27 protein-coding genes, 3 tRNA genes, 1 other RNA gene and 1 pseudogene are annotated in these 26,358 nt (G+C 69.8%); 16 read left to right on the top strand and 16 right to left on the bottom strand.

The window, feature by feature from the left end:
• The first annotated feature begins 41 nt into the window (after window positions 1-41).
• From L3K22_RS03950 to L3K22_RS03935, 4 genes are all read left to right on the top strand, one after another.
• A complete protein-coding gene (locus tag L3K22_RS03950) occupies window positions 42-1,238 on the top strand; it encodes a hypothetical protein (protein WP_263310245.1) in 1,197 nt (398 codons plus the stop codon).
• Window positions 1,239-1,618: 380 nt separating this feature from the next.
• Window positions 1,619-2,899, top strand: coding sequence for a DapH/DapD/GlmU-related protein (locus L3K22_RS03945; RefSeq protein WP_263310244.1), 1,281 nt, complete (start codon window positions 1,619-1,621; stop codon window positions 2,897-2,899).
• A gap of 38 nt (window positions 2,900-2,937) precedes the next feature.
• Window positions 2,938-3,225 carry a DUF7455 domain-containing protein gene (locus L3K22_RS03940; RefSeq protein WP_263310243.1) on the top strand — a complete coding sequence of 96 codons (288 nt, stop codon included), beginning with the start codon at window positions 2,938-2,940 and terminating at the stop codon, window positions 3,223-3,225.
• A gap of 27 nt (window positions 3,226-3,252) precedes the next feature.
• A complete protein-coding gene (locus L3K22_RS03935; protein ID WP_263310242.1) occupies window positions 3,253-3,450 on the top strand; it encodes a hypothetical protein in 198 nt (65 codons plus the stop codon).
• A 27-nt stretch (window positions 3,451-3,477) separates the two neighbouring features.
• Here L3K22_RS03935 and L3K22_RS03930 read toward each other — a convergent pair whose 3' ends face one another.
• The 4 genes from L3K22_RS03930 to L3K22_RS03915 are packed head-to-tail and all read right to left on the bottom strand — an operon-like array spanning window position 3,478 to window position 6,528.
• On the bottom strand, window positions 3,478-4,626 hold the full coding sequence (locus tag L3K22_RS03930; protein ID WP_263310241.1) for an alpha/beta hydrolase family protein: 1,149 nt from the start codon (window positions 4,624-4,626) through the stop codon (window positions 3,478-3,480).
• A gap of 7 nt (window positions 4,627-4,633) precedes the next feature.
• Window positions 4,634-5,620, bottom strand: a complete 987-nt coding sequence (locus L3K22_RS03925; protein WP_263310240.1) for a hypothetical protein — start codon at window positions 5,618-5,620, stop codon at window positions 4,634-4,636.
• Entirely contained in the window at window positions 5,617-6,087 is a 471-nt protein-coding gene (locus L3K22_RS03920) for a hypothetical protein (RefSeq protein ID WP_263310239.1), read from the bottom strand. The genes L3K22_RS03925 and L3K22_RS03920 overlap by 4 nt, the downstream gene beginning before the upstream one ends.
• A 3-nt stretch (window positions 6,088-6,090) precedes the next feature.
• Window positions 6,091-6,528, bottom strand: a complete 438-nt coding sequence (locus tag L3K22_RS03915) for a hypothetical protein (RefSeq protein WP_263310238.1) — start codon at window positions 6,526-6,528, stop codon at window positions 6,091-6,093.
• A 277-nt stretch (window positions 6,529-6,805) separates the two neighbouring features.
• Between L3K22_RS03915 and L3K22_RS03910 the strand changes: the two genes are divergently transcribed.
• Window positions 6,806-7,765 carry a hypothetical protein gene (locus tag L3K22_RS03910; protein WP_263310237.1) on the top strand — a complete coding sequence of 320 codons (960 nt, stop codon included), beginning with the start codon at window positions 6,806-6,808 and terminating at the stop codon, window positions 7,763-7,765.
• Here the strand turns inward: L3K22_RS03910 and L3K22_RS03905 are convergent.
• The 4 genes and pseudogenes from L3K22_RS03905 to L3K22_RS03895 form a co-directional block, all read right to left on the bottom strand.
• Window positions 7,695-8,780, bottom strand: coding sequence for a hypothetical protein (locus L3K22_RS03905; RefSeq protein WP_263310236.1), 1,086 nt, complete (start codon window positions 8,778-8,780; stop codon window positions 7,695-7,697). The genes L3K22_RS03910 and L3K22_RS03905 overlap by 71 nt on opposite strands.
• 105 nt (window positions 8,781-8,885) lie before the next feature.
• Window positions 8,886-9,095 (bottom strand): annotated as a pseudogene (locus L3K22_RS16720) (J domain-containing protein); the annotation flags it as partial.
• Between the two features lie 89 nt (window positions 9,096-9,184).
• On the bottom strand, window positions 9,185-9,607 hold the full coding sequence (locus L3K22_RS03900) for a hypothetical protein (RefSeq protein WP_263310235.1): 423 nt from the start codon (window positions 9,605-9,607) through the stop codon (window positions 9,185-9,187).
• Between the two features lie 115 nt (window positions 9,608-9,722).
• Complete coding sequence (locus tag L3K22_RS03895) at window positions 9,723-10,286, bottom strand: hypothetical protein (protein ID WP_263310234.1); 564 nt, start codon at window positions 10,284-10,286, stop codon at window positions 9,723-9,725.
• A 649-nt stretch (window positions 10,287-10,935) separates the two neighbouring features.
• Between L3K22_RS03895 and L3K22_RS03890 the strand changes: the two genes are divergently transcribed.
• Window positions 10,936-12,123, top strand: a complete 1,188-nt coding sequence (locus L3K22_RS03890; RefSeq protein WP_263310233.1) for a tyrosine-type recombinase/integrase — start codon at window positions 10,936-10,938, stop codon at window positions 12,121-12,123.
• An 81-nt stretch (window positions 12,124-12,204) separates the two neighbouring features.
• Here L3K22_RS03890 and L3K22_RS03885 read toward each other — a convergent pair.
• Window positions 12,205-12,278, bottom strand: a tRNA-Ile gene (locus L3K22_RS03885).
• Between the two features lie 310 nt (window positions 12,279-12,588).
• Between L3K22_RS03885 and L3K22_RS03880 the strand changes: the two genes are divergently transcribed.
• The 4 genes from L3K22_RS03880 (at window position 12,589) to L3K22_RS03865 (ending at window position 14,273) form a co-directional block, all read left to right on the top strand.
• Window positions 12,589-12,660: transfer RNA gene (locus L3K22_RS03880), tRNA-Asn, on the top strand.
• A 73-nt stretch (window positions 12,661-12,733) separates the two neighbouring features.
• Window positions 12,734-13,204, top strand: a complete 471-nt coding sequence (locus L3K22_RS03875; protein WP_263310232.1) for an OsmC family protein — start codon at window positions 12,734-12,736, stop codon at window positions 13,202-13,204.
• The gene (locus tag L3K22_RS03870; protein ID WP_263310231.1) at window positions 13,201-13,692 is read left to right on the top strand and encodes a peptide deformylase; all 492 of its coding nucleotides are present in this window, start codon (window positions 13,201-13,203) and stop codon (window positions 13,690-13,692) included. Before L3K22_RS03875 ends, L3K22_RS03870 begins: the two co-directional genes overlap by 4 nt.
• An 89-nt stretch (window positions 13,693-13,781) precedes the next feature.
• The gene (locus L3K22_RS03865; RefSeq protein WP_010551654.1) at window positions 13,782-14,273 is read left to right on the top strand and encodes a DUF3145 domain-containing protein; all 492 of its coding nucleotides are present in this window, start codon (window positions 13,782-13,784) and stop codon (window positions 14,271-14,273) included.
• A 101-nt stretch (window positions 14,274-14,374) separates the two neighbouring features.
• Here L3K22_RS03865 and L3K22_RS03860 read toward each other — a convergent pair whose 3' ends face one another.
• From L3K22_RS03860 to aceE, 5 genes are all read right to left on the bottom strand, one after another.
• Window positions 14,375-15,616 (bottom strand): beta-ketoacyl-[acyl-carrier-protein] synthase family protein, encoded by a 1,242-nt coding sequence (locus L3K22_RS03860; protein WP_263310230.1) that lies wholly within the window; start codon window positions 15,614-15,616, stop codon window positions 14,375-14,377.
• Between the two features lie 73 nt (window positions 15,617-15,689).
• Window positions 15,690-15,938 carry an acyl carrier protein gene (locus L3K22_RS03855; RefSeq protein ID WP_010551652.1) on the bottom strand — a complete coding sequence of 83 codons (249 nt, stop codon included), beginning with the start codon at window positions 15,936-15,938 and terminating at the stop codon, window positions 15,690-15,692.
• A 145-nt stretch (window positions 15,939-16,083) separates the two neighbouring features.
• The gene (locus L3K22_RS03850; protein WP_263310229.1) at window positions 16,084-17,085 is read right to left on the bottom strand and encodes a beta-ketoacyl-ACP synthase III; all 1,002 of its coding nucleotides are present in this window, start codon (window positions 17,083-17,085) and stop codon (window positions 16,084-16,086) included.
• 1 nt (window position 17,086) lies between these two features.
• Entirely contained in the window at window positions 17,087-18,034 is a 948-nt protein-coding gene (locus L3K22_RS03845) for an ACP S-malonyltransferase (protein WP_263310228.1), read from the bottom strand.
• A 113-nt stretch (window positions 18,035-18,147) separates the two neighbouring features.
• Window positions 18,148-20,895 (bottom strand): pyruvate dehydrogenase (acetyl-transferring), homodimeric type, encoded by a 2,748-nt coding sequence (gene aceE / locus L3K22_RS03840; RefSeq protein ID WP_263310227.1) that lies wholly within the window; start codon window positions 20,893-20,895, stop codon window positions 18,148-18,150.
• A 307-nt stretch (window positions 20,896-21,202) separates the two neighbouring features.
• Here aceE and L3K22_RS03835 point away from each other — a divergent pair, with 307 nt between their 5' ends.
• Both L3K22_RS03835 and L3K22_RS03830 read left to right on the top strand, forming a co-directional pair.
• Window positions 21,203-21,622 carry a DUF3052 domain-containing protein gene (locus L3K22_RS03835; RefSeq protein WP_263310226.1) on the top strand — a complete coding sequence of 140 codons (420 nt, stop codon included), beginning with the start codon at window positions 21,203-21,205 and terminating at the stop codon, window positions 21,620-21,622.
• Between the two features lie 87 nt (window positions 21,623-21,709).
• Window positions 21,710-21,783 (top strand) — tRNA-Val (locus L3K22_RS03830).
• Between the two features lie 133 nt (window positions 21,784-21,916).
• Here L3K22_RS03830 and L3K22_RS03825 read toward each other — a convergent pair.
• Window positions 21,917-22,207 (bottom strand): hypothetical protein, encoded by a 291-nt coding sequence (locus tag L3K22_RS03825; protein WP_263310225.1) that lies wholly within the window; start codon window positions 22,205-22,207, stop codon window positions 21,917-21,919.
• 70 nt (window positions 22,208-22,277) lie between these two features.
• Here L3K22_RS03825 and L3K22_RS03820 point away from each other — a divergent pair, with 70 nt between their 5' ends.
• Genes L3K22_RS03820 through L3K22_RS03810 form a run of 3 tightly spaced genes read left to right on the top strand, consistent with a single transcriptional unit; the run spans window position 22,278 to window position 24,888 of the window.
• Complete coding sequence (locus L3K22_RS03820) at window positions 22,278-23,555, top strand: aminotransferase class V-fold PLP-dependent enzyme (protein ID WP_263310224.1); 1,278 nt, start codon at window positions 22,278-22,280, stop codon at window positions 23,553-23,555.
• Window positions 23,552-24,010, top strand: coding sequence for a Fe-S cluster assembly sulfur transfer protein SufU (gene sufU, locus L3K22_RS03815; RefSeq protein ID WP_263310223.1), 459 nt, complete (start codon window positions 23,552-23,554; stop codon window positions 24,008-24,010). Before L3K22_RS03820 ends, sufU begins: the two co-directional genes overlap by 4 nt.
• 5 nt (window positions 24,011-24,015) lie before the next feature.
• Window positions 24,016-24,888 carry a Nif3-like dinuclear metal center hexameric protein gene (locus L3K22_RS03810; protein ID WP_263310222.1) on the top strand — a complete coding sequence of 291 codons (873 nt, stop codon included), beginning with the start codon at window positions 24,016-24,018 and terminating at the stop codon, window positions 24,886-24,888.
• A 164-nt stretch (window positions 24,889-25,052) separates the two neighbouring features.
• On the opposite strand, the gene L3K22_RS03805 is transcribed toward L3K22_RS03810, so the two are convergent.
• On the bottom strand, window positions 25,053-25,853 hold the full coding sequence (locus tag L3K22_RS03805) for a YaaA family protein (RefSeq protein WP_263310221.1): 801 nt from the start codon (window positions 25,851-25,853) through the stop codon (window positions 25,053-25,055).
• A gap of 127 nt (window positions 25,854-25,980) precedes the next feature.
• Between L3K22_RS03805 and rnpB the strand changes: the two genes are divergently transcribed.
• Window positions 25,981-26,341: RNase P RNA component class A (gene rnpB / locus L3K22_RS03800), an RNA gene on the top strand.
• The last annotated feature ends 17 nt before the right edge of the window (window positions 26,342-26,358 follow it).

Below are 26,358 nucleotides of genomic sequence, written 5' to 3'. Positions count from 1 at the left end.
TCGCCCACTCCTCGCGCACGCGAGCACTGAGGAGGCAGGCGATGGACGGCATCGTGCGGAAGAGGGACACGGGCGAGGCGGGCAACGGCGGGGAGTTCGGCACCGTGGCGCGCCGGGACGCGGACATCGAGGTGGACCCGAGGGCGGATGAGCATGGCGACGTGGATGCGGGGCTCGTCGAGCTGTTCGGGTTCGATGTGCGTCGCGCGGATCCTGTCGAGTTCGATGAGCATGCCGCAGCCGCTGGCAAGATGCTCGCGAAGGCGCAATCCCGTCTGAGGGGTCGCCTGGACGCGCTGCACCGCTCCGTCGGGGACCAGCGGAGCCCAAGGACCGGCTGGGGAAGGACCGACGAGCAGGTGCTCACGGCGGCCCGCGAATGGGTGACCCTTGCCGACGGCGACGCCGCCTCCCAGCAGACCGGAGAGCGGATCCGAGGGCCGCTCCGCGACGTCGAGACGGCCCAGACTGTGCATGACCAGGCTCGCGAGCAGGTCGACGGGCTCGACGAGGCGTTCCGGATCCGTGGCGGCTGGAACCGTGCATTCCTCGTCGCGAACACAAACGGCCACGTCCACTCCAGCATGGGCTGCTCGACCTGCCGGCCCACCACACAGTACGCGTGGCTGACCGACTACTCCGGCGCCGACGAGGACGCGATCGTCGCGGCAGCAGGGCACCGCGCCTGCACGACCTGCTACCCGTCCGCGCCCGTGGGGGATGCGGCGTCGCTGCCGACGCGGATGTTCACGCCGGATGAGCTCGCGGCGCAGCGGGAGCGGGAGGAGCGTGCGGCGTGGGCGGCGTTGTCGCCGGCCGAGAAGCGGGCACGGAAGCGTGCGGAGAAGCTCGCGAAGGCCGTATCGAAGACCGGCAAGCCGCTCCGATTCGAAGAAGACCTCGGCGATGCGGGCAAGGTGCGGGAGGTGATCTCCACCGAGCGCGACGCGGAACTGGCGTGGGAGCGCGGCCACGGCGATGCCATCAACCTGAGGCGGACCTCGGGGGAGACGCTGCCCGAGTTCGCTGACTACCGCCGGGACCAAGAAGCGCGAGCTGCGTGGCGGGCCCGGATGCGCCCGGTGATCGCGAGGACCCTCGCCGAGAAGCACGGCACCACGGCGATCGAGCAGAAGCGGCGCCTGGACGAGCTGACCAGCGCCTACTACGCCGAGAAACACCCGCAGCTGGCCGAGCAGTTCGTGCCCGACGATGACGAGGCTTACCTCGAGCGGTGAGGCCCCGTCCTGTGAGGCGCTGTTGTCGCCCACTGGGCCGGCATGAGCAGTAGGAACCCGCAATCTCGTGCCGCGCGCGCCCGAAACGTGCTCATCGGGCTCGCCGCGATCACCGTCGTGGCGATGTTCGGGTTCCAGCACCGTGTCGAGCTCGGACAGATCTTCGATGAGCTCCGTGCGGTGCTCCCAGCAGTCTCCGGTGACGAGGCGGGACCTGCGGCATTCCGACCCCCGGTCGGTCGATGAGACGGACGGGGACGACAACGGAGGGACCCGAGATGGCGACAACGGCCCGCACAGCGGCGAGCTCGAAGACGCGTAAGCGAGACACCGGCGAACAAGGCAATGGGGGCGAGTTCGCAGCAGTGATCCGTGCCGAAGTGGACGTCCCGATCCCGACGGCGTCTACGGCCCGCCCGGACCTCGGGGAAGACGCCCAGGTCGCAGCCAGCGCCCATCTCGGTGACAGCGTCACGATCGGCGACGGGGCTCAGGTCGGTGAGGACGTGACGATCGGATCGCACGTCACCGTCGGGGCGGGTGCCGTGATCCGGGACGGGGCCATGATCGGTGCCGGGACGAGCATCGGGGACGACGTGACGATCGGCGAACGAGCCAGCGTGGGGGATGACTCGATCATCCGTGAGGGTGCGACCGTCCAGAACGGTTCCGTGCTCGGTGATGCAGTCTGCCTCGATGAGGACGTATCCGTCGGAGGGGGAGCGCGGATCGGCCGGGGCGTGCGAGTCGAGCCGTCCACGCGCATCGGCGCCGACGTCAACGTGGAGGACGGCACGCAGATCGGGGAGTCCAGCGTCCTCAAAGGCCGCACGATCATTCGACGCTCGACCCGGCTCGGCGACGCGGTCACGATCGGGAAGAGCACCGAGATCCACGCAGAAACGAGCATCGGCAACGGTTCGCGGATCGGCAGCCGCACCCGACTCGAGGGGAGCTTCGGTGACGAGCTCGAGGTCGGCACCCGCACGCGTCTCCTCGGTGGCAGCACTTGGGGGGACAACGTCCAGATCGGAGACGGGGTGAAAATCGAGACCGACGCACGCTCCCGTTTCGCCGACGACACCCAGCTTGGCGACAAGACCAGCATCACCTCGGCCGTCGTGACTGGAGAGCTCTCGACCGGAGACGGCGTCACGATCCAGGGACGGGCTGGGACCAGTGAACTGCACGGCACCATCACGCTCGGTGCCGATTCGAGGCTCGATGGAGCGATCACTCTCCAGGACGGCATCGAAATCGGTGAGTCCGTCCAGATCCACGGCCCCAGCGGTGCCCATCCCGATGAGGTCGTCACCCAGATCGACGGACACTGCGAGGCGCTGGATCATGCCATCGTCCGCTCGGGGACGAAACTGGGGGAGCGCACCATGATCGGCTCGGCAGCGGAGATCGGCCATCGCGTGACCACCGGAGCAGGCTCTGTCTTCGGCGACGGGGCGACTGTCGGGAACTTCTCCGTCATCAACGGCTCGGTGCTCGGCGACAGCGCAACGGTCGGGTGCGGCGTCGAGATGGGGTACGGCGCTGAGCTGGGGGAGCGGGTGGTCGTCGAGGAAAACGCGGTCATCGAGCAGTACGCCCGTGTCGAAGCCGGCCGTCTCGTCCCTCGCGGCGCTGTGGTTCCGGGCCCTCCCGCCTGACCGTCCCACGGGGAGCTGTGAGTGCCCACTTCGCGGGCATGACCATCACGACGCCGCACACCGCGCACCGCCCGACACCGCTGTCGGTCCCGCCCCGCCGCGCAGACACCCTCTTCGGACCGACCCCCACTGTCGCCTCCGAGCGTGTTCCGTGCGATCGCTGCCCGACTGCCGCGGACCGTGTGAAGGCGTGCTACGCGACCGGTGAGGTCTACCTGTGCGGACATCACGCCCGCCAGTCGTGGCGAGTGCTGGAGCGCACCGCGCTGCGTATCCGTTCCGACATCCCGAACGGCAGGTTCTACCTGCCCATGTCTCCCCGCTGACCACCACCACGACGAAGGAGCACCGCCATGGCACCGTCCATGCTTGACTCGCTGGAGCAGCTGTACGACGACATCGACCTGCTCGACGCCGCCGGCTGGCCGATGGACCACGTCCGCGCCGAGCTCTCCCACCAGGAGATCGAAGAGATGATCGACGCCTACCTCGCCCGCAGCGACGACGCCGTCGCGGGCGCGCTGAGCTCGATACTCGAGGGGTGTTCCTGATCGACGCCCGAAAGTTTGCCTGAGTGGTCAGGACATCCGAGGATCGGCAGGCCCGTCGAGTCGAGTCGTCAACCAGTCCGCCACCGTGGAGCGCCAGCGTTCGGGGTCCGAGTTCCAGGTCGTCGTGTGGTCGGCGTCAAACAGCTCGAGGTGAACTCGAGGATTCTGCGCGGCGACGTGCTCCGCTAACTGCCAGGGCGCGGAGCGATCACAGCGCCCCTGCAGGATCAAGGTGGGGGTCTCGATGCGGCCTTGCAGAGTCCAGTCGAGGGCGTCCAAGTCAATCGCGTGGTCCAACCCGATGCAGCGCGCGAGGACCGGGTTCATCAACCACGGGAAGGCGAGGCAAGTCGTCCAGGCGGGGAGCCCTAGCCCGGCGAGATTCGACCGCAGGGTTGCGCGCCAGTCGAGCACCGGAGATTCAGCCACGATCGCGACGATCCGACGACGCCACCGCGACTCCTCCGCCATGGTGAGCGCGATGTTCGCTCCCATCGACCAGCCGAACATGACGATGCGTTCAGCCCCGTGAGCGACCGCGTACTCAAGGGCGTGCTCCACGTCGTCGGACTCGTCGAGTCCGAGCGTCGAGCGTCGCGACCCGATGGCGGGACCCTCGGCAGAGTTCCGGTACGTCGTCACGAGCGACGTGAAGCCGAGTTCGGAGGCGACCTGGACACCGCGGAGGGTGCCAGCCCGCGTACTGCCAAGCCCATGGACATGCACGGCCCACGTCGCACGTGCCGGGTCGCCGACCACCCATGCCGGAATCGAACCGTGTTCGGTGGGGATCTCCACATCGACTGCTTGGAGGCCGGCGTCGTTCGGGTTGGCGAACTCGATGCCGGTCCAGGAGACATGCTCGACGCCGGCCAGCGCGTCGGCGTCGGCGGCCGACACCGACCGGGTGATTCCGCCTCCCGTTGAAATCGGTGTAGTGCCGAACTTGATGTGCCGTCCGTCCGGGAGGAAGGCGCCGAACCTCCCCGACTGTCTCGTCTGAGCGGTGTTTGCCAACAGGACCATCGACTGATCACCGTGCGTGGAGACGTTCAGAATCTGAGTAGAGTACCTCCGGCCGGAGTAGGGCGCCGTGAGCGTTCTGGTGATCGCACAACCTGCTGCTCCGGCCAGTCCGAGGGCGACGAGCGCGACGCTGCCGGTCAGGCCCGGCACCACTGGCCTACGCATTGGTGCGAACCGACAGATGGTGGCCTAGCAGGTGGCGCTCTGCCTCGTCGAGGGCTGCGGCCTCATCGTGCGACAGGTCGAATCGTTGGCCCAGGGTCGCCTGGACGTCTCGTACTTCGATGATGAGCCGGTACAGCGCCGGACCGTGATCACCGGACTTCTCCACGGCCGGGCCGAGCGGCTTCAGTGCCCGTGCGCGTTTCCACGCCGGAGAGAGGGTCTCAACGAGCTGGGCAGACCTTTTGCGGTCTTTGCGAGCGTCAAGGAGACGTCCGAGGGGGAGCAGAACGAACCCGGCGGTGATGAGCAGGAAGCTGATCCCATTGACGTAGTCGTAGACGGTCTGGGCGAGTCGGAGAACACCCTCGTTGCCCGCGACATGGGAGACGTCCATGACCAGGACGTCCAGGCACGAGATCGCCTGCAGGGCGCCACCGAGCATGAGCACGATTGTCGCGATCCGCTTCGCGCCATCGACATTCCGGGCCTCCCGCGCGCAGACGATTGCGAGTGATGCCGTGACCGCGCCGAAGTACACGTGCTGCACGCCTGAGTACAGCGCGGTTGCAGGCTGATCGCCGTAGTCGATCATGAAGCGAGCAGATGTTCCGTGCATGTCGATCTGCGAGAACGCGAGAGCCGAGAAGGCCACGACGGTGAACGCCACAGCAAGCCATGTCGGGCGGGGGCCAAGAAGGACTTTGCTCAACCAGATGTGCTGGTCAGACGCGAGCGTGACCGCTCGGGCGAGAGCAGACATCCCGAAGACGATGGCGGTGTTGGCGAGCAGGTCGGTGAGATTCCGTCCGCCGAGCCAGGCATCGACCGCCAAGTAGAGCGGGGTGATGTTGAGGGCTACTCCCACCCCCACCGATGCCGTCGCGTAGATGGTGGATCGGTCCGCGGCGCCTTGTCCCCTGAGGGCAAGGAGGCCGATGACGGCGAGCCATACGGAGGCCGCGATCAGGACTTGGATCATCCGAAGACTCTTGAGAACGATGACTGTTGTGCATTGATCCGCAGCGAATGCGCGAGCCGGTCCGCCAGCGACTCAGCCTCCCGCTCGAGCTGATTGTCTTCGTGTCCCCGCGCGAGAGTGCGGATGACAGCGTCTTCGGGGAGATCGGGGAAGAGCTTGGCGGCGCTGCTCTGTCCTTCGGCCAGGTCGTGTCCGAGGATCATGTGCGCGAGCTCGTGGAGGATGATCTGTCGGCGATGCAGCTCGGATGGCGCTGGGGCGTGGAGAACGTAGTCTCCGAACTTCGTGTTGAGCCAGATGCCGAAGAGGCCGTCCTGAGGGCTGATCTCCGGGAACTCGACGATCTTGATCGTTGTCTCGCGCTCCCGTTCGAGGGCAGTGACGATGTCGTTGAAGGTGAACGATTCGGGTAGCCCGATTCCGAGTGATGAGTCGGGTGCTTGCGCGTGGCGGCCGGTGCTCGCCATGGATTACCTCTCTTGGGTTCGTCCTGCTGCTTCCTCGTCCAGGAACCGGGTGATGGCGTTGAGGGTCTGGGGGGACACGTCACCGAGGGTGCGTGCTGCGAAGGATCTGACCCGCGCGATGCGCATTGCCCTGATCAGCTCGAGTTGAGACTCGACTCGCTCGGGGAGTGGGCCGTCGTTGAGCAGGAAGTCAGGCTGCACACCGAAGAAGTCTGCGATCGCGGCGAGGAGTTGTTGATCGGTGACTTCGCGGTGTCCGTTCAGCATGTAGCTCCAGCGAGCACGACTCAGGCTGACTCCGTGAGCCTCCAGGTGCCCGGAGATCTCGGAGTAGGTGGGCTCTGCTCCGTGCTCGACCGCGTAGAGGTCCACGAGGAGTCGCAGACGTTGCGGCATGCCCAGCGAGTTCTGCTCGCCGGGGTCGAGATCGTCTCTGTCCACAGTTCCTCCGTCCTCTTAGACATGTCTGACCCTACCTGCTAGACATGTCTAACGCAGTTTAGACATGCCCAACGACGTCTTGTTGGCTCGTCTGACCCGGCCAGGCCTTCGAGGGGGAGCTCGCTCATGATCGGACCGCACGCATGCACCTCACACGCGCACTTGCGTGAACGGCGAGGACCGTGTGTACCGCGCCGGCAGTGGCGATGGGCTGTCTGCCTGCGCAAGTCATGGAAGCGTCTCCGGTGGTGAGCGGGTGAGGAACCGTAGCCCAGCCGTGTCACGTCTTGCCCGGCACCATGCTCGTTGCGAATGCGATCCCGGCACGCTCGATTCGCCATGGAAGGCGGAGCTGTGCGCAGTGCTTCACGCGCGGGACGATGCTGAGCAGTGTCGGCGCCTGGATGATTTCCTCGAAGCTCAGATGCTTGAGGTGCGACGTGTCCTCGCCCGGGTGAAGCGGGTGGCGAGGTTGGAGTGGGATGACGATGACCTGGTGCTGTCGTACTTCGGTCAGGCACTGCTGCGGATGGTGAATCAGCGGTGGCGGGCCAAGGACGGCCCCGGCACGAGCCCAGTATTCAACTACAGCTCGAACCTGCCGATGATCCTCGAGGCCGAGACGCGGTCCTGCATCCGTGACGACCGGCGCCTGGGATTGCTCGACGGAACTGTTGGCGTTCCCGGCGGCGGTGCGCAGGACCGGAAGGGCGCGCACGTCGCGAAGTCTCGCCAGCTGTACGAGATCGAGCATGGCCGTGCGGCAGCGGATGCCGAGCTCGTCGACTTCCACAACGACCGAATGCGGGCCACCCGAAAGGATGCGGCGCGCCAGGCCGTCCTCATCTCCCGGGACGATCTACGTCCAGCGCGTGTTGTGCTGCTGGACGGCGCATCGGCCGAGGTGGAGGGTCGGATCGCGGTCCCCGCAGTGTCGGAAGTGGGGTCGCTGAACTGGGCGGATCGGATCGAAGCGGTGATCTGCCGATGCCGGCGGCTGGATCGTGAGCGGGAAGCGTGCCGCGCTCGGCGCCTGAAGCGGGCGCCGGTCTTGTTGGTCGACGTGGCGCGGGCGTACTTCGCCGATCATGAGATTGGTGAGTTTCCGACCCGGCGGGAGCTCCTTGAGCGCCTCGGCATCACGGAGCCGGCTGCGCGGCGAGAGTTCAGTGTGCGTCTGCGGGAAGTGCTGGACGTGGCGCGGGATCTGTTCGCCGACTACCGACGCGCGCACTGACCGCAGCCGACCGGTTCAGTGGCGCGGGCCAGACGAGGAGCGCCATCGACTCCAGCGCGCGGTGGCGGAACAGCGTGTTCGGCCGATCGAGGTTCGGGCCAGCGCTGGCCCCGATCGCATCGAGGACCTGGGTGAGGGTGCCGAAGGCAACGCCACCTGCGAGCTCGAGCTTCGCGGGGGCAGATGCGAGGTTCGTGGGGATGACGTAGCCGTGCACGTCTGCTTCGCGGCCGAAGTTCCTGCGGAGGGCCACTACCTCGTCATAGACGACGTTTCGGTGGACCTGGCCGTCGGCGAGGATCTCAGATCCCGCGATCTCGAGCCCGTCGGCGCCGAGAGGAGGGGTCGCAATCAAGTACACGGCGCGTCCGACGACGACAGCGACCTGCGCCCGGACCCGGGACACCCCGGGTCGTGGCGTCACCCGATCCGGCAGCAGGATCACGCGTACCCCGTCGCGATGGCCGAACGCTCCCGTGAGAGCGCCGAGAAGTCGATCTACGTCTGGATGCCGGGAACCGAGCGAGGTCGAGCCGACCTGCGTGAAGAACGAGGAGTCGATGATCCCGTCCTGCCGCGGCGACCGGGACAGCAGCATGCCGAAGGACAGGTAGGTGGTGAGCACCGTCGCGAGCAGGCACAGCACACTCCCGACCATGGGCAGGGGAGTGCCAGCGTCGAGGTAGATGACTACGGCGCCGACCGTGGTGACGAGTGCGGCAGCGATGAATCCCCACTTCCGGGTGAGGGTTCGCGTGATGACCAGGGCGGACCAGATCAGATGTGCACCGACACCGCACAGCAGTGCGACCGAGGTGGAGAGCGCGTCGATGCGGGCGAGAGGTAGCCCGAGCGTCGTGGCGGCAGCGGCCCCGGCCAGCACCCATGCGATGACGGCGACTGCGAGCAGGGCCATGCGGAGCGGCCGTCGACTCCCACCCTTCGCGTCGGCGCCGTCGATGCGTTCCTCGGGCGGTGTGTACCAGTCCCACCCGGTGGGATCGACGTCCAGCATCGACGCGGCGCGGGGCTCCTGCTCGGCGTGGAACACGCGGCGACGCGGCGTGGCAGATTTCCGCGGCGGCGGGGGCTGAGGTGTGAGGGCGCGGTCGTAAGCGGCCCGGCGCGACGCATCGGACAGGACGTTGTAGGCGGAGCTGACGTGCTTGGCGAGCTCGTCGTCGCCGCCGGCATCACCGTGCAGCGCCCGCATCTGGGTGCGGAACGCACTGGTGATCTCGGCCTTCGAGGCGTTCCGGGGTACGCCGAGGGTCTCGTAGTGCGTCAGCGCCACCTCGACCCCCTCCCTCCCGGCTTCTCCGAGCCCCATGCCAGTGGGCGAAGCCCGCTTCTCGCGGGACGTTCACGCTATCGCGGCAAGCGCCCGATGCTCGAAGAGCCTGCGTTCCGCTCTTGCGGTCACGCGGCGGGGGTGGCCCTCTCGCCGAGCCGCTGGGTGACCGTCTCGAGGGTCGCCGGGGGCGCCGACGGATGGGCGGCCAGGAAACGGAGCGTCTCCGGAGAGGCGTTGGGCGCCGAGGAGGCGTGGAATATCGCGTTCCGGTCGGTGAGTCGCCGGGCGATCCGGTCGATGAACCCGGGGGAGAGGTCGCGGCGCTGGGTGACGGGGTAAGTGAGCCAGCGCTCGTCGAGCTCGACCAGATGCGCGAGGGTCGCCTCACGGGTCGCCGGGTTGTGCGCGATCTTCCGCAGCACCTCTTCGGACACTTGGCCGCGGGCGAGCTCGTCGAGGATCTCGGCGTCATCGCTGAACTCGGCAGTGCGCAGCTGGGCGCGCGCGGTGTGCGAGTGGGGTGCGGTGTGCTGGGCGGTGGCGGTCATGACGGCTCCTGCTCCTCGTACCCCCGGTGCGTCCGGGTATGACGGGAGTGGGCGAAGCGATCACCTCGCGGGACGGCCACAGTGCCCAGCTGGCCACGGCTAGCGCCGTTGTGAATCAGGACTGCAGGGGGAGCACCGCGCCGCCAGTGCCGACTCGAGCCCGCCGGCCGAGCCACCGGGCATCTCCGACAGCCTTCGACGGGCGCGTTGTAAGGTCGCTGAGGCGGTGCTCGATGTGGACTGTGATGGTGCGTCCGGAGATCTCTCGTCCCCGCCGGTCGGTACGAACGGCGATGGGAGCGCCGACAGCGACGAGACGCCCGGTCGCGACGATGAACGACCGTACGCACAGCAGTACTCCGCGGCCCGCCGCTGATTCGGGGAGTCGGTGGGGGCCTTCGGCGGCGTGGGCCAGGTCGTCGTCGCTCGAGTCCCCGATCCGCTCGATGGCGGGGTCGATGTCCATGCGGATCACGAGATGCCCTGGATCGTCGGTGGTCCTGGCGGCGACCTCGCCACTGGCCGCCAACGCACGCACGGCCTCGAGATCGAGCCGGGGCACCAGTCCATGGTCGACGAGGTGGGCGAGGGCGGCGCGGTCGATGCCGATGATGCGCGCGGCGAGGGCGACGGGGAGCTGCTCGTCGAGATTCGGCTTCGTGCTGCGGACGGTGGGCATCAGCAAAGCATTCCATACCGGGATCGCCTTTTCGAGCACCGGGCAGTTGCCGTGAAAAGGCGTGAAGTGAGCATCGGGCAGAATATAACCACCGTACTACCTGAGGTGGACGGCAGGTGCTGTGGACTGGACAGTTGCTGTGTCGCTGAAACATCCTCATGTCCGGTAACGGCCATTATCGGACATTAGAATTGGATGATGCTCCGGGTGCATACTGTGTGCAGCGCCCATGAATTGAGGGTCGGGCAGTAAATGACCGGGCCGCGCATCATGAGTGACCCTCTCGCACTGTCCGCCGGACTGAATCTGCTTCCTGGTTGTCGGAGGGTGGGGAGCGATCACGCTGCATCCACATCGCTCGAGGGCCGCGAAGCGCTCACGGCTACGCTGAACGACACCGACAACGCCGCCGAGACCCCGCGGCCGCCGGCGACGGAGCTCCGGGCGTCACGCCGCACGAGCCCCTGACTCTCCAGATACTCGACCGAAGGGCGATCGACAGATGGCACGGCGTAAGACCGCACCGGGAGACATCACGGCGATCGGATACCACGTCCGCACCGACGGGGGACCCTGGCGAGCAGCCAACCCTACGGATCCGGTGCTGGCCCGCGCCAAGCGAGGACGTCAATGGAGGGCCCAGACCCGCATGGGGCGCCCCGACGGGACGACCACCAAGGTGTCGCGCTCGGGCCTGACCCCGACTGGCGCGCTGGCGGCACTTGAACTGGTCCTCGCCGAGCAGCGACGCGGAATCCTCGACCCCGAAGACTCGATCCCGACCCTCGGCGACCTCATCGCCTGGGTGGTGGAGCGGATCGAGCAGGGACGGGACCCGAAGGTCAAGTCCCCGAACTCGATCCTGAAGTACGCGAGCATCGCCAGGCTCTGGGGCGGCCACCCCGCACCCGAGCTCGACGAGTCCACCATGGAGCGTCGATCGCACCTGAAGGAGACGGTCCAGCACGAGTCCCGCGTGCACGGCATCCGTATCGACCGGCTCACTCCCGCGGACCTGGCCGACGAGCTCGAGCGTGTCGCAGCCCTCGGTGCCGGATCCCTCCCGCATCTCCGGGCGCTGTGGCGCAAGGCGACTGCCCGTGCGATTGCTCTGAGACACATCACGATCGACCCGGCGGTCGGGCTGCCGTTGCCCAAGCCGACCAGTGCTCCCTCGAACCGGGTCTACAGAAACGGCGCCCGTCGGCCGCTGAACAACTCCCTCACCGATGCGCAGCTCGCAACGCTCCGCGAGGAGGTGAAGGTGCGGCATCCCCAGCAGCGACTTGACGTCGCCGACCTGATCATCCTCGGCAGTTACACCGGGCTCCGGATCAACGAGGCGAACTCGCTGCGCTGGGAGGACGTCCACCTCGGCGAGAAGACGTCGTTCCTGACCGTCGAGGGGCAGGTGTACGGCAGTGGAGCGGATCGAACGTGGGAACCGCTCCTGAAGCGTGAGTCCAGTCGGCGCACGGTGCCGCTGCCTCCGGCCGCTGTCGAGCTGCTCCGGGCCCGGAAGGAGAAGGCGGGTATCGGTCGGCGCGGCACGAAGGTGAGCGACCCAGCGGTGAAGTTCGTGTTCCCGGCCCAGACCGGGGGAGTGCCCGATGCCGTGACGGCCCGTAAGGCGGTGCGGCGCAAGCTCGACCGTGCCGGCTTCCCCTGGGCGACCTTCCACACGCTACGTCGGACCGTGGAGCGTCAGCTCATGGATGCGAACGTCGATCCGCGAGTGATCATGGCCGTCATGGGGCACGATCCGGCGACGTCCTGGGCGAGCTACGTGGACCACAAGAGCGTTGATGTGGGCGCCGCGGCGGAGGCTCTCGCATGACACACGAGAGGTCATTTCTCGCTCTTAACTCGCTCCTCCCCGCTCCGGAATGTACCGGAGAGGGTGAAACTGCAGGTCAGGTAGCCCAGGCGGGGCTTGAACCCGCGACCGACGGATTATGAGTCCGCTGCTCTGACCGGCTGAGCTACTGGGCCGTGGCCCCGCGAGAGGGCCCGGACGAATCTACCACGCACGGCCGCATGACCTGGTTCGACGCCGCGCCGCGGGCCCCGCGGGCACTCCGCCTCGGACGGGCTGTCCGGTCGCTGCGGCGCCACCCGCCTTCTCGAGGTGCTCCGGAGGAATGACGACCTCCTCGATCCGGGGGCGGCGGTCCGGGCGATGACGCGTCAGCATCCACGACGGGACCCGGCGCGGGCGCGTAACCTTCGTCATAGTGGCCGGTCGTGAAGGAGTTCCGGGATGCGAGCCCCGCCCCGATCCTGCTACAGTCGTCCAGGTCGATCCCGCATAGCTCAACGGCAGAGCATTCGACTGTTAATCGAAGGGTTGTTGGTTCGAATCCAACTGCGGGAGCCCCTGAGACTCAGCCCCGGCCTCGTCCGGGGCTGAGTCATTTCTTCCTCCGGTCCCCTGAAGGAGCATGCCGATGCCCTCCCTGCCCGATGACCGCTTCCCGCTCCCGGAGGACTTCGGCCCCGGCAGCGTGTGGGCGGACCGCACCGGCCACCGCACCCTCGTCGGCCGCACCCAGCGCGGCGTCGAGATCCCGATCGGCCACGGCGAGGGCCAGGCGAGCCCCGGCGAGCTGCTCAAGCTCGCCCTGATCGGCTGCGCCGGGATGAGCAGCGACGTGAACCTCGCCCGCCGCCTCGGCGAGGACTTCGAGGCGCGGATGTGGGCCCACGGCACCTCCGACGAGGCCGAGAACCGCTACCTGTCGATCGCCGAGGAGGTGCAGCTCCCGCTCGAGGGGCTCACCGCGCAGGAGATCGCCACGGTCGCGAAGGTCTTCGGCCGGGCGGTCGCCGCGGGCTGCACCGTCGAGCGCAGCGTCGTCCCCGGCGTCGAGGTCACCCACCGGGTGCTCGGCGCGGAGCCGGGGGAGGAGCAGGCGTGACCGTCCGTCCCATCCGGGTCGTCGGCGACCCCGTCCTGCGCACCCCGTGCGACCCGATCCGCACGGTCACCGACGGCACCCGCACCCTCGTGCGGGACCTGCTCGACACCGTGGACGACCCCGCCCGCGCGGGCGTGGCCGCGAACCAGATCGGTATCGGCCAGCGCGCCTTCTCCTGGCACCTCGTGGAGACCGGCGAGCTCGGCTACATCCTCAACCCCGTCATCGTGGAGCTCTCCGAGGAGCTGCAGCACGACGACGAGGGCTGCCTCTCGGTGCCCGGGCTCTTCTTCCCGCGCACCCGCTCCGCCTACGCCCGTTGCGTGGGCAGGGACCTCGAGGGCGAGGAGATCGAGCTGGCCGGCGAGGGGATCATCGCACGCCTCATCCAGCACGAGGTCGGCCACCTCGACGGGGAGCTCTACATCGACGGCCTCGAGCGCTCCGTGAAGAAGCGCGCGTTGCGCCAGATCAGGGAGACCCTCTAAGCTCGTCTTGGACCAGCACGCGCTGCCATCAGCTCCGTCCAGGGTTCCGATTCGTTGGGGAAGACGCATCGGACACCGGAAGGAACGAGATGACCCAGGGCGTTCTGTACATCCACTCGGCCCCGCGCGCCCTCACGCCCCACATCGAATGGGCGGCCAGCGGGGTCCTCGGCATGCCTGCACGCATCCGCTGGGAGGACCAGCCCGTCGGCCGCGGCCTGCAGCGGGCCGAGATGACCTGGCGCGGCCGTGAGGACACCGGCGCACGCCTGGTCAGCGCGCTGCGCGGCATGCACGAGGTGCGCTTCGAGGTCACCCAGGAGGCGACCGCCGCCGTCGACGGCGCCCGCTGGAGCTGCACCCCCGAGCTCGGCATCCACCACGCCGCGACCGACCACGCCGGCAACATCGTCCTCACGGAGGACCACGTGCGCGGCTGCATGGAGCGCGCCGGCTCCGACCCGCGCGCCCTCCCGCGCGAGCTCGGCATCGCGCTCGGCGAGCCGTGGGACGAGGAGCTGGAGATCTACCGCCACGCCGGCGAGGGCGTGCCGATGCGCTGGCTGCACCGCGTGAGCTGAGCGCGCGGCGGCCGCGGCCGCACGGTGCTCCGATGCGCGAAGGGCGCCCGTTCCCCGAGGGGAGCGGGCGCCCTTCGCGAGCGCTGCGGCAGCGGTGCCGGTCAGGCCGTGGTGACCACCAGCGCGATGTCGTGGCCGCCGAAGCCGAAGGCGTTGTTGAGCACGGCGAGATCCCCCTCGGGGAGCTGCGCCGGGGCGCCGTTCGCGATCGCCATCGGGGCCTCGGGGTCGAGGTTCTCGATGTTGATCGTCGGCGGGACGGTGCGGTGGTGCGCGGCGAGGACCGAGAACACGGTCTCGAGCGCGCCGGCGCCGCCGAGCAGGTGGCCGGTCATCGACTTCGTCGAGGTGACGACGATCTGATCGGTCTCGCCGCCCAGCGCGTCCGAGACGGCCTTCAGCTCGCCGACGTCGCCCAGCGGCGTCGAGGTGCCGTGGGCGTTGAGGTGCTTGATGTCCGCCGCGGCGAGATCGGCGTCCTCGACGGCCTCGCGCACCGCGGCGGCCTGCCCCTCGGGATTCGGGGCCGAGATGTGGTGGGCGTCAGAGGCCATGCCGCGGCCGGCGGCGTAGCCGTAGACGCGGGCGCCGCGGGCCTTCGCATGCTCCTCGCTCTCGAGCACCAGGATCGCCGCGCCCTCGCCGAGCACGAAGCCGTCGCGGTCCACGTCGTAGGGACGCGAGGCGTGCTCGGGATCGTCGACGCGCGTGGACAGGGCCCGGATGTTCGCGAAGGCCGCGATGGTCATCGGGTGGATGGACGCCTCGGTGCCGCCGACGACGACCACGTCGGCCCGGCCGTCGCGGATCATGGTTATGCCCAGCGCCACGGCCTCCGAGCCGGAGGCGCAGGCGGAGACGGGGGTGTGGGCGCCGGCGCGGGCGCCGAGCTCCATGGAGATGTTGGCGGCGGAGGAGTTCGCCATCAGCATCGGCACGGTGAAGGGGTTGACGCGGCGGGCGCCGCGCTCGCGCACGACGTCCCACTGGTCCAGCGTCGTCCAGATGCCGCCGATGCCCGTGCCGACGACCACGCCGAGGCGGGTCGGGTCGACGTCGGGGGCGCCCGCATCGGCCCAGGCCTCGCGGGCGGCGACCATCGCGTACTGGCCGGAGGGGTCGAGCTTCTTCGACTCGGGACGGCTCAGGGAGTCCAGCGCCCCGGGCACCAGACGGCAGGCGAAGTCGACGGAGAGCCCGTAGGACTCCTTCCAGTCGTTCTCGAGGGTGCGGGCCGCGGAGGTCCCGGCCAGCGCCGCCTCCCACGTCGAGGCGACATCCGCGCCCAGCGGGTTGACGGTGCCGAGGCCGGTGACGGCGACTCGGGAACGGGAAGCGGACATGCGGACCTCCGGGTCGGGGCAGACGGGGAACGGCGACGCCCGGGACGAACCCGTCCCGGGCGTCAGGCGGGGCTCAGTTCTGGGCGCCCGCGATGTACTTGACGGCGTCGCCGACGGTGGCGAGGTTCTTGACCTCTTCGTCGGGGATGCGCACGTCGAACTTCTCCTCCGCGTTCACGACGATGGTCATCATCGAGATGGAGTCGATGTCGAGGTCGTCGGTGAAGGACTTCTCGAGCTTCACGTCCTCGGTGGCGACACCGGTCTCCTCGTTGACGATCTCGGCGAGGCCCTCGAGGATCTCGTTCTCGGTGTGTGCCATGGGTGCTCCTTAGGGTGTTCGGATTGTGTGGCGGGGACAGACTACCCGGGACGCTGTGCTGTTCCGGTCAGGCCGAACGATGTTACTTCCCGGTCGTGATGCGGGTGACAGTCGTCCGGGCGGTGCCCGGCGGCCCGGGCGGGGCTCAGGGGAGGACCAGCACCTGGCCGGCGTAGGCGAGCCCGGCGCCGAAGCCGAACTGCACGAGCACGTCGCCGCTCTTCGCTGCGCCCTCCTCGAGCAGGCGGTGGGTGGCCAGCGGGATCGACGCGGCGGAGGTGTTGCCCGTCTCGGCGATGTCGCGGCCGATCACCACGTCCTCCGGCAGCTTCAGCTGCTTGGCGAGCTCGTCGATGATGCGCATGTTCGCCTGGTGGGGGACGAACACGTCCACGTCCTCGATGCCGATGCCGGAGAGCTCGAGCATCTCGCGGATCTTCTTCGCGGTGTGCCAGACGGCCCAGCGGAACACCGTGCGGCCGTCCTGCTCGAGAGTGGGCCATTCGGCCTTCCCGTCGCGGAAGTCGATCGACGAGCCGGTCATCCGGATCGTGTCCCAGTGGTCGCCGTCGCTGCCCCAGACCGTCGGTCCGATGCGCGGGGTGTCGGACGGGCCGACGACCGCGGCACCGGCCCCGTCCCCGAGCAGGAACGAGATCGAGCGGTCGGCGGGGGAGACGAAGTCCGAGAGCTTCTCCGCACCGATCACCAGCACGTTCCGGGCGGCGCCCGAGCGGATCAGGGAGTCGGCCTGCCCGATGCCGTAGGCGAAGCCGGCGCAGGCCGCGGAGATGTCGTAGGCGATGACGTCGGGCCGGCCCAGCTCGCCCGCCAGCAGCGTCGCGAGCGACGGGGTCGGATAGGGGAAGGAGATCGTCGAGACGATGATCGCGTCGAGGGTCTCCAGCGCGACGCCGGAGCGCTCGATCGCCTCCTTCGCCGCGGTGAGGGAGAGGTCCTTGACGCCGACCTCGGCGCTCGCACGGGTGCGGGTGACGATGCCGGTGCGCTGGCGGATCCACTCGTCGGAGGAGTCGATCGGGCCGACGAGGTCGTCGTTGGGGACGACCAGGTCGCCGCGGGCGGCGCCGTAGGCGAGGACCTGCGAGCCGGGGACCGTCCGCGGGGCGGTGAGGGTGATCGCCATGTCAGGCCTCTCGGTCCGACGGGGCACGACCGGCGTGCTCGCGCACCAGGGCGCGGGCGGCCTCGAGGTCGTCGGGCGTGTTGAGGTTCGCCAGCGCGATCCCCTTCAGCTCCCGCTTCGCGAGTCCGGTGAGGGTGCCCGCGGGGGCGACCTCGATCATCGCGGTCACGCCGCGGTCGCGGAAGGTCGCCATGCAGGCCTCCCAGTCCACGGGCGAGGCGACCTGGGTGACGATCGCGTCGAGGTACTGCGCGCCGGAGGTGACGACCTCGCCGCCGGCGTTGGAGACCAGCGGGAGGGTCGGGTCGGCGGGGGAGAGCGTCGGCGCGAAGGCGGCGAGCTCCTCGCGCGCGGCGGCCATGTACGGGGTGTGGAAGGCCCCGGCGACCTGCAGCGGGATGACGCGCGCCTTCGCCGGGCCGTCCTCCCCGAGCGCGGCGATCCTCTCGGCGCTGCCGGCGGCGACGACCTGGGCGGCGGAGTTGATGTTCGCGGGGTGCAGGCCGTGGCGCTCGATCGCGGCGAGGACGTCCTCGCGGGTGCCGCCGACGACGGCGGCCATCGAGGTCGGCTCGGCCGCGGCGGCGGTGGCCATGGCGCGCGAGCGCACCGCGACCAGGCGCATCGCGTCCTCGTCGGAGAGCACCCCGCCGAGCGCCGCGGCGGTCAGCTCGCCGACGCTGTGGCCGGCGAGCACGTCGGTTGCCGGGAGGTCCTCCTCGGCGCGCAGCTGCGACGCGGCGACGATGCCCGCGGCGACCAGCAGCGGCTGGGCGACCGCGGTGTCGCGGATCGTATCGGCGTCGGACTCGGTGCCGTGGCGCAGCAGGTCGATGCCTGCAGCCTCCGAGAGCCCCGCGAGGGACTCCTCCACGCCGGGCAGCTCACGCCAGGGGCTCAGGAAGCCGGGCTTCTGGGCCCCCTGGCCGGGGCAGACGATCGCGAGCACGGGAAACCTCCAGGGGAGAGAAGGGGAAGGCCCGCTCGCGAGGCGGAGCGGGCCGACGGGGGAGAGCGGCCGTCGGGCCGCCCCTCGCACGGAGGAGCGGCCCGACGGGGTGATCAGGACTCGCCGCCGAACGAGCCGGACTCGCCGGCGTTCACGTTCGTCAGGTCGTACTTGTCGATGGCCTGGCGGACGACCGAGGGGTCGACCTTGCCGTCCTTGGCGAGCAGCTGGAGGGTCTTGACGACCATCGAGTGCGCGTCGATCTTCAGGTGGCGTCGGGCGGCCGGGCGGGTGTCGGAGAAGCCCCAGCCGTCGGCGCCGAGCACGCCGTAGCGGCCCGGGATCCACTCGCGGATCATGTCCGGGACCATGAAGTCGTAGTCGGAGGTGGCCACGAACGGGCCCTCGACGCCGTCGAGGCGCTGCTCCAGCCACGGGGTGCGCTGGTCCTCGGGGTTCAGGAGATTGTGCTTCTCGGCCTCCTGGGCCTCCTTGCGCAGCTCGGTCCACGAGGTCACCGACCACACGTTGGCGCGCACGCCCCAGTCCTGCTCGAGCAGCTCGCGGGCGTGCTTGGCCCACGGGACGCCCACGCCGGAGGCGAGCAGCTGCGCGACCGGGCCGTCGCCCTCGGGAGCGGCCTCGTTGAGGTACATGCCCTTGAGCAGGCCCTCCACGTCCAGGTCCTCCGGCTCGGCCGGGTGCACCATCGGCTCGTTGTAGACGGTGATGTAGTAGAAGACCTCCTGCAGGCGGTCGTCCTCGCCGTACATGCGCTGCAGGCCGTCGCGGATGATGTGACCGAGCTCGTAGCCGTAGGTCGGGTCGTAGATCACCGTGCCGGGGTTGGTCGAGGCGAGTACGGGGGAGTGGCCGTCCATGTGCTGGAGGCCCTCGCCCGCGAGCGTCGTCTTGCCGGCGGTCGCGCCGATCACGAAGCCCTTGGCCATCTGGTCCCCGGCGGCCCAGAAGAAGTCACCGGTGCGCTGGAACCCGAACATCGAGTAGAAGATGTAGAACGGGATCATCGGGTAGTCGTGCGTGGCGTACGAGGTGCCCGCCGCGGTGAACGCCGCGGTCGAGGAGATCTCGTTGATGCCCATGTGCTTGATCTGGCCGGAGGTCGACTCCTTGTAGGCCAGCAGCAGGTCACGGTCCACCGAGAGGTAGTTCTGCCCGTCGGGGTTGTAGATCTTCGCCGTCGGGAACAGCGAGTCCATGCCGAAGGTGCGGGCCTCGTCGGGCACGATCGGGACCCAGCGCTTGCCGGTCTCCTTGTCGCGCATGAGGTCCTTGAGCAGGCGCACGAGCGCCATCGTCGAGGCGATCTCCTGCTTGCCGGAGCCACGCCGGACGACCTCGTAGGCCTTGTCGCCCGGCAGCTCGAGCGCCTTGTGCTCGGTGCTGCGGGAGGGGACCGGGCCGCCGAGCGCCTCGCGATGCTGCTTGAGGTACTGCATGACCGGGGAGTCGTCGCCCGGCAGGTAGAACGGCGCGTCGTAGACGCTGCCGGACTCGAGCTGCTCGTCGGAGATCGGGATGCGCAGGGTGTCGCGCAGCGCCTTGAGGTCCTCGATCGTGAACTTCTTCATCTGGTGGGTCGCGTTGCGACCGGCGAAGTTCGAGCCCAGGCGGTAGCCCTTGATGGTGTGGGCGAGGATGACGGTCGGCTTGCCGTTCTTCAGCGTCATCGCCTGCTGGAAGGCGGCGTAGATCTTCTTGGCGTCGTGGCCGCCGCGGTTGAGCTTCCACCAGATGTCGTCGTCGGAGAGGTCCTCGACGAGCGCCTTCGTGCGCGGGTCGCGGCCGAAGAAGTTGTCGCGGATGAACGCGCCGTTCTCCGCGCGGTAGGTCTGGTAGTCGCCGTCCGGGGTCGCGTTCATCAGGTCGATGAGCGCGCCGTCGGTGGACTCCTGGAGCAGCGGGTCCCAGCCCGAGCCCCAGATCACCTTGACGACGTTCCAGCCCGCGCCGCGGAACTGGCTCTCGAGCTCCTGGATGATCTTGCCGTTGCCGCGAACCGGGCCGTCCAGGCGCTGCAGGTTGCAGTTGATGACGAAGGTGAGGTTGTCCAGGTGCTCCTTCGCGGCGATGTGGAGCGCGCCGCGGGACTCGACCTCGTCCATCTCGCCATCGCCGAGGAACGCCCAGGTGTGCTGCTCGGAGGTGTCCTTGAGGCCGCGGTGGTGCAGGTAGCGGTCGAAGGAGGCCTGCTCGATCGCGTTGACCGGGCCGATGCCCATGGAGACCGTCGGGAACTCCCAGAAGTCCTGCATCGCCCGCGGGTGCGGGTAGGAGGGCATGCCGTGCTCGGAGGAGACCTCCTGGCGGAAGCCGTCGAGGTCCTCCTGGGCCAGGCGGCCCATCGCGAAGGCGCGGGCGTAGATGCCGGGGGAGGCATGTCCCTGGAAGAAGACATGGTCGCCGCCGCCGGGGTGGCTGCGTCCGCGGAAGAAGTGGTTGAAGCCCACCTCGTACATCGTGGCGATGGAGGCGTAGGAGGAGAGGTGCCCGCCGACGGACACGCCGGGGCGCTGGGCGCGATGGACGACCATCGCCGCGTTCCAGCGGTTGATGTTGCGCAGCTCCTTCTCGAGCTCCACGTCGCCGGGGTACTCGGGCTGCTGATCCGCGGGGATCGTGTTCACGTAGTCCGTGGTGAGCGAGTCCGGCAGGTGCAGGTCCTCGTCGCGCGCGTGCTGGATCAGGCTCTGCATCACCTCGGAGGCCCGGTCGACGCCGCGGTGCTCGACGAGTCCGTCGAACGAGTCGAGCCACTCCCGGGTCTCCTCCGGGTCCGGATCCTGCGCGTGGCTCGGCAGGTTGATGCCGATGGGACGAGGGGTCTCGTGCGAAGTCACACTGTCCTTCTCTCTACCGGAGTCGATGGACCGGCCGCGGGAGCTGAAGAACGCCGGTGGGCTCGGCTCCTGTCGGCCTCGGTTCCGCCCAGACTACCGTCGTGCGACGCGCCGAGGACCTTCACAGACCCTCCCCATCTGTGACGCTCGGGACATTGCCGCCTACGCCGGGGCCGACGTCCTGCGCCGGGAATGCAGGAGAGTGCGCCGTGGCATAGAATCGGCGCGCGCAGCACCTGCGGTGGGCCCGTGCGGGCCGATCGGAATGCTGCGCTCGCACTGACACCACGTCTTGAGGAGTTCTTTCTTGTCACCGTCGGCCGACGCCCCCACGCCCAGCGCCATCGCCGAGGCGCTGAACCTCACCACGGGTCAGATCGTGCAGGAGATCGGCTACGACGACGACGTGGACCACGACCTCCGCGACGCGATCGAGGACCTGATCGGTGAGGAGATGGAGGACGAGGACACCCAGGAGATCGTCGACGCCGTGGTGCTGTGGTGGCGCGACGAGGACGGCGACCTCACCGACGCCCTCGTGGACGCGCTGCGCAACATCGAGGCGGGCGCCCCTGTGTGGGTCCTCACGCCGAAGGCCGGCCGGCCCGGGCATGTCGCCCCGGGCGAGGTCCAGGAGAGCGCCGAGATCGCGGGCCTGCGTGTGATGAGCTCGCTGTCGCTGGCCGCCGACTGGACCGGCACCCGCCTGGCCAGCCGCGCCAAGTGACCGCCATCACCGACGGGGTCCGGTCCTGACGGGGGAGGCGTCGTCCTGACGGGGGTGACCTCGCACCGACGGGGGAGGCCCCGTTCCGGGTCGTTAGCTCAGCTGGTCAGAGCGTCTGGTTTACACCCAGAAGGTCGGGGGTTCGAGCCCCTCACGACCCACCCGAAGAGAAGCCCCCGACCTGCACTGACAGTGCTGGGTCGGGGGCTTTCTCGCGGAGTCGAGCACAGTCTGAGCACGGCTCCCGCGATCATCGCGGCCGTGCTGACCTCCGTCGCGCGAAGGGCGGCAGCGTCAGCGGCTGACCCAGTAGGCCAGCACCAGCACCACGGGCACGGCCACGAGGAGGCAGCCCCAGGTGATGGCGCTGCGGCGGTCGCGCTCCTTCTCCTCGGGGGTCCGCTCGCGCGGCTCGGGGCGGCCGTCCCGCTCCCACTGCTCGCGCTCTTCGCGCCGGCGCACCAGCATGCGGCCGATGATGACGACGAGGGAGACTGCGATGGACACAGCGATCGCGGCGAGGATCAGGGTCTCCACGGGCACCTCCGGGGTCGTGGGCAGGGCGGACTGTGCACAGGGTCTCACGGCCCCGCCCCCGGATCCTGGGCGTTCCTATACTGGCCGGACCGCCATCGACCACAGGAGGCCCCCGCAGGTGAGCGCAGCGACCAGACCCTTCGACGTGGACGCGATCAGGGCCGACTTCCCGATCCTGCAGCGGATGCTCGACCCCGAGACCCCGATGATCTACCTCGACGGCGGTGCCACCTCGCAGCGCCCTCAGCAGGTCATCGACGCGGAGGTCGCCTATCTCACCCATGACCACGCCGCGGTGAAGCGGGGCGCGCATCGGATGGCCGGGGCCGCGACAGACGCCTACGAGGACTCCCGCGAGCGGCTCGCCGCCTTCCTCGGCGCCCCCTCCGCGCAGGAGATCGTCTTCACGAAGAACGCGACCGAGGCGCTGAACCTCGTCGCCCGCTCCCTCGGCGACGGCGATGCCTCCACCCCCGGCCACCTGCGCGTGCGCGAGGGCGACGAGATCCTCGTGACCGAGATGGAGCACCACGCGAACCTCGTCCCGTGGCAGGAGCTGGCTCGCCGCACCGGCGCCGTCCTGCGCTGGATCCCCATGGCCGAGGACTTCACCCTCGATCTCACGGACCTCGACTCGCTGCTCACCGAGCGCACGAAGATCCTCGCATTCACGCACCAGTCCAACGTGCTCGGCACGGTCAACCCCGTCGGCCGGCTCGTCGAGGCAGCGCGCGCGGTCGGCGCGCTGACGGTGCTGGACGCCGCCCAGTCCGCGCCGCACATGCCCTTCGACCTCGCCGCACTGGGCGTCGACTTCGCGGCCCTGTCCGGGCACAAGATGCTCGGCCCCACCGGCATCGGCGCGCTCTGGGGCCGCTACGAGCTGCTCGAGGCGATGCCGCCCTTCCTCACCGGCGGATCGATGATCGAGACGGTGACGATGGAGGCCAGCACCTTCGCCGAGCCGCCCGCCCGCTTCGAGGCCGGCACCCCGCCGATCTCCCAGGCCGTCGGTCTCGCCGCCGCCTGCGACTATCTCGATGCGCTCGGCATGGAGCAGGTCGCCGCGCACGAGCAGGCTCTCACCGTGCGCGCGATCGATGGGCTCTCCGGGATCGACGGGGTGCGTATCATCGGCCCGGCCGCCTCCCCGCAGCGCACGGGAGCAGTCGCCTTCGACGTCGCCGGCCGCCACCCGCACGACGTCGGCCAGGTGCTGGACTCCTACGGCATCGAGGTGCGGGTGGGCCACCACTGCGCCTGGCCCCTGCACCGCCGCTTCGGGATCCACGGCACCACCCGCGCGTCCTTCTCCGTCCACACCACCGACGCCGAGGTCGACGCGCTCGTCGACGGCGTCGCCCGCACCGTCGAGTTCTTCGGAGCCCTCTCATGAGCACCCATCTCTCCGCGCTCTACACCGAGCTCGTGATCGAGCACGACAAGCGGCCCCTCCACGCCGGGCTGCGCGAGCCGTTCGAGGCCGAGGTCCACCACGTGAACCCCACCTGCGGCGACGAGATCACGCTGCGCCTGCATCTGTCCGAGGACGGCGCCGAGCGGATCGAGGACGTCTCCTACGACGCGGTCGGCTGTGCGATGAGCCGCGCCTCCGCCTCGATCATGGCCGATCTCCTGATCGGCCACGGCGTCGAGGAGGTGGAGCCGGTGCGCGCCCACTTCGAGCAGGCGATCGGCTCCCGCGGACGGCTCGAGGGCGACGAGGAGCTGATCGGCGACGGCGTCGCGCTGATGGGCGCGGCGAAGTTCCCCGCGCGGGTCAAATGCGTGCTCATGCCGTGGAAGGCCTATCAGGCGGCGCTCCTCGAGACGCGGGCGCTGCGCGGATGAGCGACATGAGCGCCCGGACCCCGGCGACCTCCGAGACCACCGCGACCGTCGGCGACGTCGTCGGCGTGCTCGAGGCCGCCTATCCGCTCGCCTGGGCGGAGGACTGGGACCGCGCGGGCCTCGTCCTCGGGGAGCGGGAGGCGCCGGTCTCCCGTGTGCTGCTGGCCGTGGACCCGACCCTCGCGGTCGCCCGCGAGGCGGTCGCCTCCGGCGCCGAGCTGCTGATCACCCACCATCCGCTGCTGCTGCGCGGGGCGAGCTTCCTGCCTGCCGACGACGGGAAGGGCGCGGTGGTCACCGACCTGCTGCGCGCCGGGACGGCGCTGTGGTGCGGGCACACGAACGTGGACCGCTCCACGCGCGGCACGGTCGGCGCCTGGCTGCGGGCGCTCGACCTGCAGGACCCCCGCCCTCTGCTGCCCGGTGACGAGGGAGAGGAGGCCGGTCACGGCTCCACCCGCTTCGGTCTCGGCGCCGTCGGCGAGCCGGCGACGCCCACCACCGTCGGCGGCCTCGTCGAGCAGATCGCGGCCCTGGTCCCCGCGACCGCGCGCGGGATCCTGCACACGGGCGAGGCGGAGCGTCCCGTGCGCACCGTCGCCGTCTGCCCCGGGGCGGGCGACTCCTTCCTGGTGGCCGCCACGCGCAGCGGTGCCGACGCGTACATCACCTCCGACCTGCGCCACCACCCGGCGCTCGAGCACCTCGAGTCCGCGGCGGACCCCGCCGCCGTGCCGGCGCTGGTCGACGTGCCGCACGCCGCGAGCGAGGCGCTGTGGCTCCCGCTCGCCCGCGAGCTGCTCACGGAGGCGCTGCCGGGCCTCGACGTGCAGATCACCGCGCAGGTCACCGACCCGTGGGGCGGCCGGGCCGGCTGAACCCGGTGGGGTAGGCCGAGCCCGGTCGGGTAGGCCGAGCCCGGTCGGGTAGGCCGAGCCCGGTCGGGCCGGCCGAACGCGACGGGCCGCCCGAGAGCCGGGGCCGCGGCGCTCGGCCGGACCCGGGGGACGCGGCCGGGCGGACCACGCCCGTCGAGGCGGCGTCAGTCGACCTGATCGACCACGACGAGCCTGTCCCCGTCCAGCTCGACGCCGAGCCGAAAGCTGCCGCGCCCCGAGACCCCGGCGAGGCCTTCGCCGACGACGTCGACCAGCTCCTCCGCCGTGGCGGGCGCGGCCTGCGCCGCCAGCAGGACACGGGTCACCAGGCCCCGGTAGCGCTTCGCGTCATGGGAGATGACCTTGCGGACCCCGCCGCTCTCCTGCACCGGCGCGACCTCCAGCACCCGCACCCCGTCCCCGCTGCGCATCGCCATCATCGAGCGGTAGGAGCCCGAGCGGCAGTCGACCACCAGCGGCGAGGACCCCGCGGCCTCCTCCTCGCGCAGCTGTGCGGCGATCGGCGTCAGCCGCGGCGCCCACCAGGAACCCGCCTTCCCCAGCCGCGAGAGCTGCGAGGAGGCGGAGAGACGGTAGGCGGGGATCCGGTCCCACCCGGCGTCGACCAGGCCCAGCAGGGCGCTCTGGACCAGCACGCGACGGTCGCCGGGAATCTGCGTGCCCGGCTCGAGCTGGTCGTAGAGCACCCCCGAGTAGACGTCGAGCGGCGCGGCGGCGGGCTCCTGCTCGAGATGCAGCATGCGCCCGACGAGCTCAGGGGAGGAGGCCGGGACCCCCAGCCGGGAGGCGGCGTCGGACCCCGCGGCGGTGCGCTGCGCGGCCCGCAGCATCGTCCCGCGCGCCTCCCTCAGCGCCGGCAGCGCGAGCTCGTCGAGGTCGAGCGGACGACGCCCCACCTCGGCGGGCCGGGTCTTCGTCTCCGAGGGCGGCAGCAGGATCAGCATCAGACCATTCTCCGAGGTGGCAGGGCAGGGGCGAGGGAGGACGCCGCGAGAGCTTCGGCACGTCGGGGCGGGCGCCTGTCCACGGGGGACGGGGACGTGCAGGTGGGAGCGTAGACTGCCGGGCGGACCAGTCGGCCGGGCAGCCGCGTCCCCGCGGCGTACGCTGCGGGGCCGAGGAAAGTCCGGGCTCCATCCGGCACGGTGGTGGGTAACGCCCACCCGGAGTGATCCGCGGGACAGTGCCACAGAGAGCAGACCGCCGCCGCGCCCTCGGGCGGGGCGGTAAGGGTGAAAGGGTGGTGTAAGAGACCACCGCGGTCTCGGTGACGAGACCGGCACGGTAAACCCCACCGGGAGCAAGGTCAGACAGGGAACGCATGAGGGCGCCGGCCCGAGTTCCCGGGTAGACCGCTGGAGGTCGTCGGCAACGGCGACCCGAGAGGGATGGCTGCCGATCACAGAACCCGGCTTACAGGCCGGCTGGTCCGCCCCGCGGGGCAGCCCC

Source organism: Brachybacterium atlanticum, assembly GCF_025669985.1.
Taxonomy (GTDB): domain Bacteria; phylum Actinomycetota; class Actinomycetes; order Actinomycetales; family Dermabacteraceae; genus Brachybacterium; species Brachybacterium conglomeratum.
This window is presented reverse-complemented; position numbering and strand designations above follow the sequence as displayed.

What these genes read in the sequence shown, in the direction of transcription:
- L3K22_RS03950 (WP_263310245.1), top strand. Translation starts at nt 42, where the DNA reads ATGGACGGCATCGTGCGGAAGAGGGACACGGGCGAGGCGGGCAACGGC.
- L3K22_RS03940 (WP_263310243.1), top strand. Translation starts at nt 2,938, where the DNA reads ATGACCATCACGACGCCGCACACCGCGCACCGCCCGACACCGCTGTCG.
- L3K22_RS03935 (WP_263310242.1), top strand. Translation starts at nt 3,253, where the DNA reads ATGGCACCGTCCATGCTTGACTCGCTGGAGCAGCTGTACGACGACATC.
- L3K22_RS03925 (WP_263310240.1), bottom strand. Translation starts at nt 5,620, where the DNA reads ATGATCCAAGTCCTGATCGCGGCCTCCGTATGGCTCGCCGTCATCGGC.
- L3K22_RS03920 (WP_263310239.1), bottom strand. Translation starts at nt 6,087, where the DNA reads ATGGCGAGCACCGGCCGCCACGCGCAAGCACCCGACTCATCACTCGGA.
- L3K22_RS03905 (WP_263310236.1), bottom strand. Translation starts at nt 8,780, where the DNA reads ATGCTGGACGTCGATCCCACCGGGTGGGACTGGTACACACCGCCCGAG.
- L3K22_RS03900 (WP_263310235.1), bottom strand. Translation starts at nt 9,607, where the DNA reads ATGACCGCCACCGCCCAGCACACCGCACCCCACTCGCACACCGCGCGC.
- L3K22_RS03895 (WP_263310234.1), bottom strand. Translation starts at nt 10,286, where the DNA reads ATGCCCACCGTCCGCAGCACGAAGCCGAATCTCGACGAGCAGCTCCCC.
- L3K22_RS03890 (WP_263310233.1), top strand. Translation starts at nt 10,936, where the DNA reads ATGGGGCGCCCCGACGGGACGACCACCAAGGTGTCGCGCTCGGGCCTG.
- L3K22_RS03875 (WP_263310232.1), top strand. Translation starts at nt 12,734, where the DNA reads ATGCCCTCCCTGCCCGATGACCGCTTCCCGCTCCCGGAGGACTTCGGC.
- L3K22_RS03865 (WP_010551654.1), top strand. Translation starts at nt 13,782, where the DNA reads ATGACCCAGGGCGTTCTGTACATCCACTCGGCCCCGCGCGCCCTCACG.
- L3K22_RS03860 (WP_263310230.1), bottom strand. Translation starts at nt 15,616, where the DNA reads ATGTCCGCTTCCCGTTCCCGAGTCGCCGTCACCGGCCTCGGCACCGTC.
- L3K22_RS03855 (WP_010551652.1), bottom strand. Translation starts at nt 15,938, where the DNA reads ATGGCACACACCGAGAACGAGATCCTCGAGGGCCTCGCCGAGATCGTC.
- L3K22_RS03850 (WP_263310229.1), bottom strand. Translation starts at nt 17,085, where the DNA reads ATGGCGATCACCCTCACCGCCCCGCGGACGGTCCCCGGCTCGCAGGTC.
- sufU (WP_263310223.1), top strand. Translation starts at nt 23,552, where the DNA reads ATGAGCACCCATCTCTCCGCGCTCTACACCGAGCTCGTGATCGAGCAC.
- L3K22_RS03810 (WP_263310222.1), top strand. Translation starts at nt 24,016, where the DNA reads ATGAGCGCCCGGACCCCGGCGACCTCCGAGACCACCGCGACCGTCGGC.
- L3K22_RS03805 (WP_263310221.1), bottom strand. Translation starts at nt 25,853, where the DNA reads ATGCTGATCCTGCTGCCGCCCTCGGAGACGAAGACCCGGCCCGCCGAG.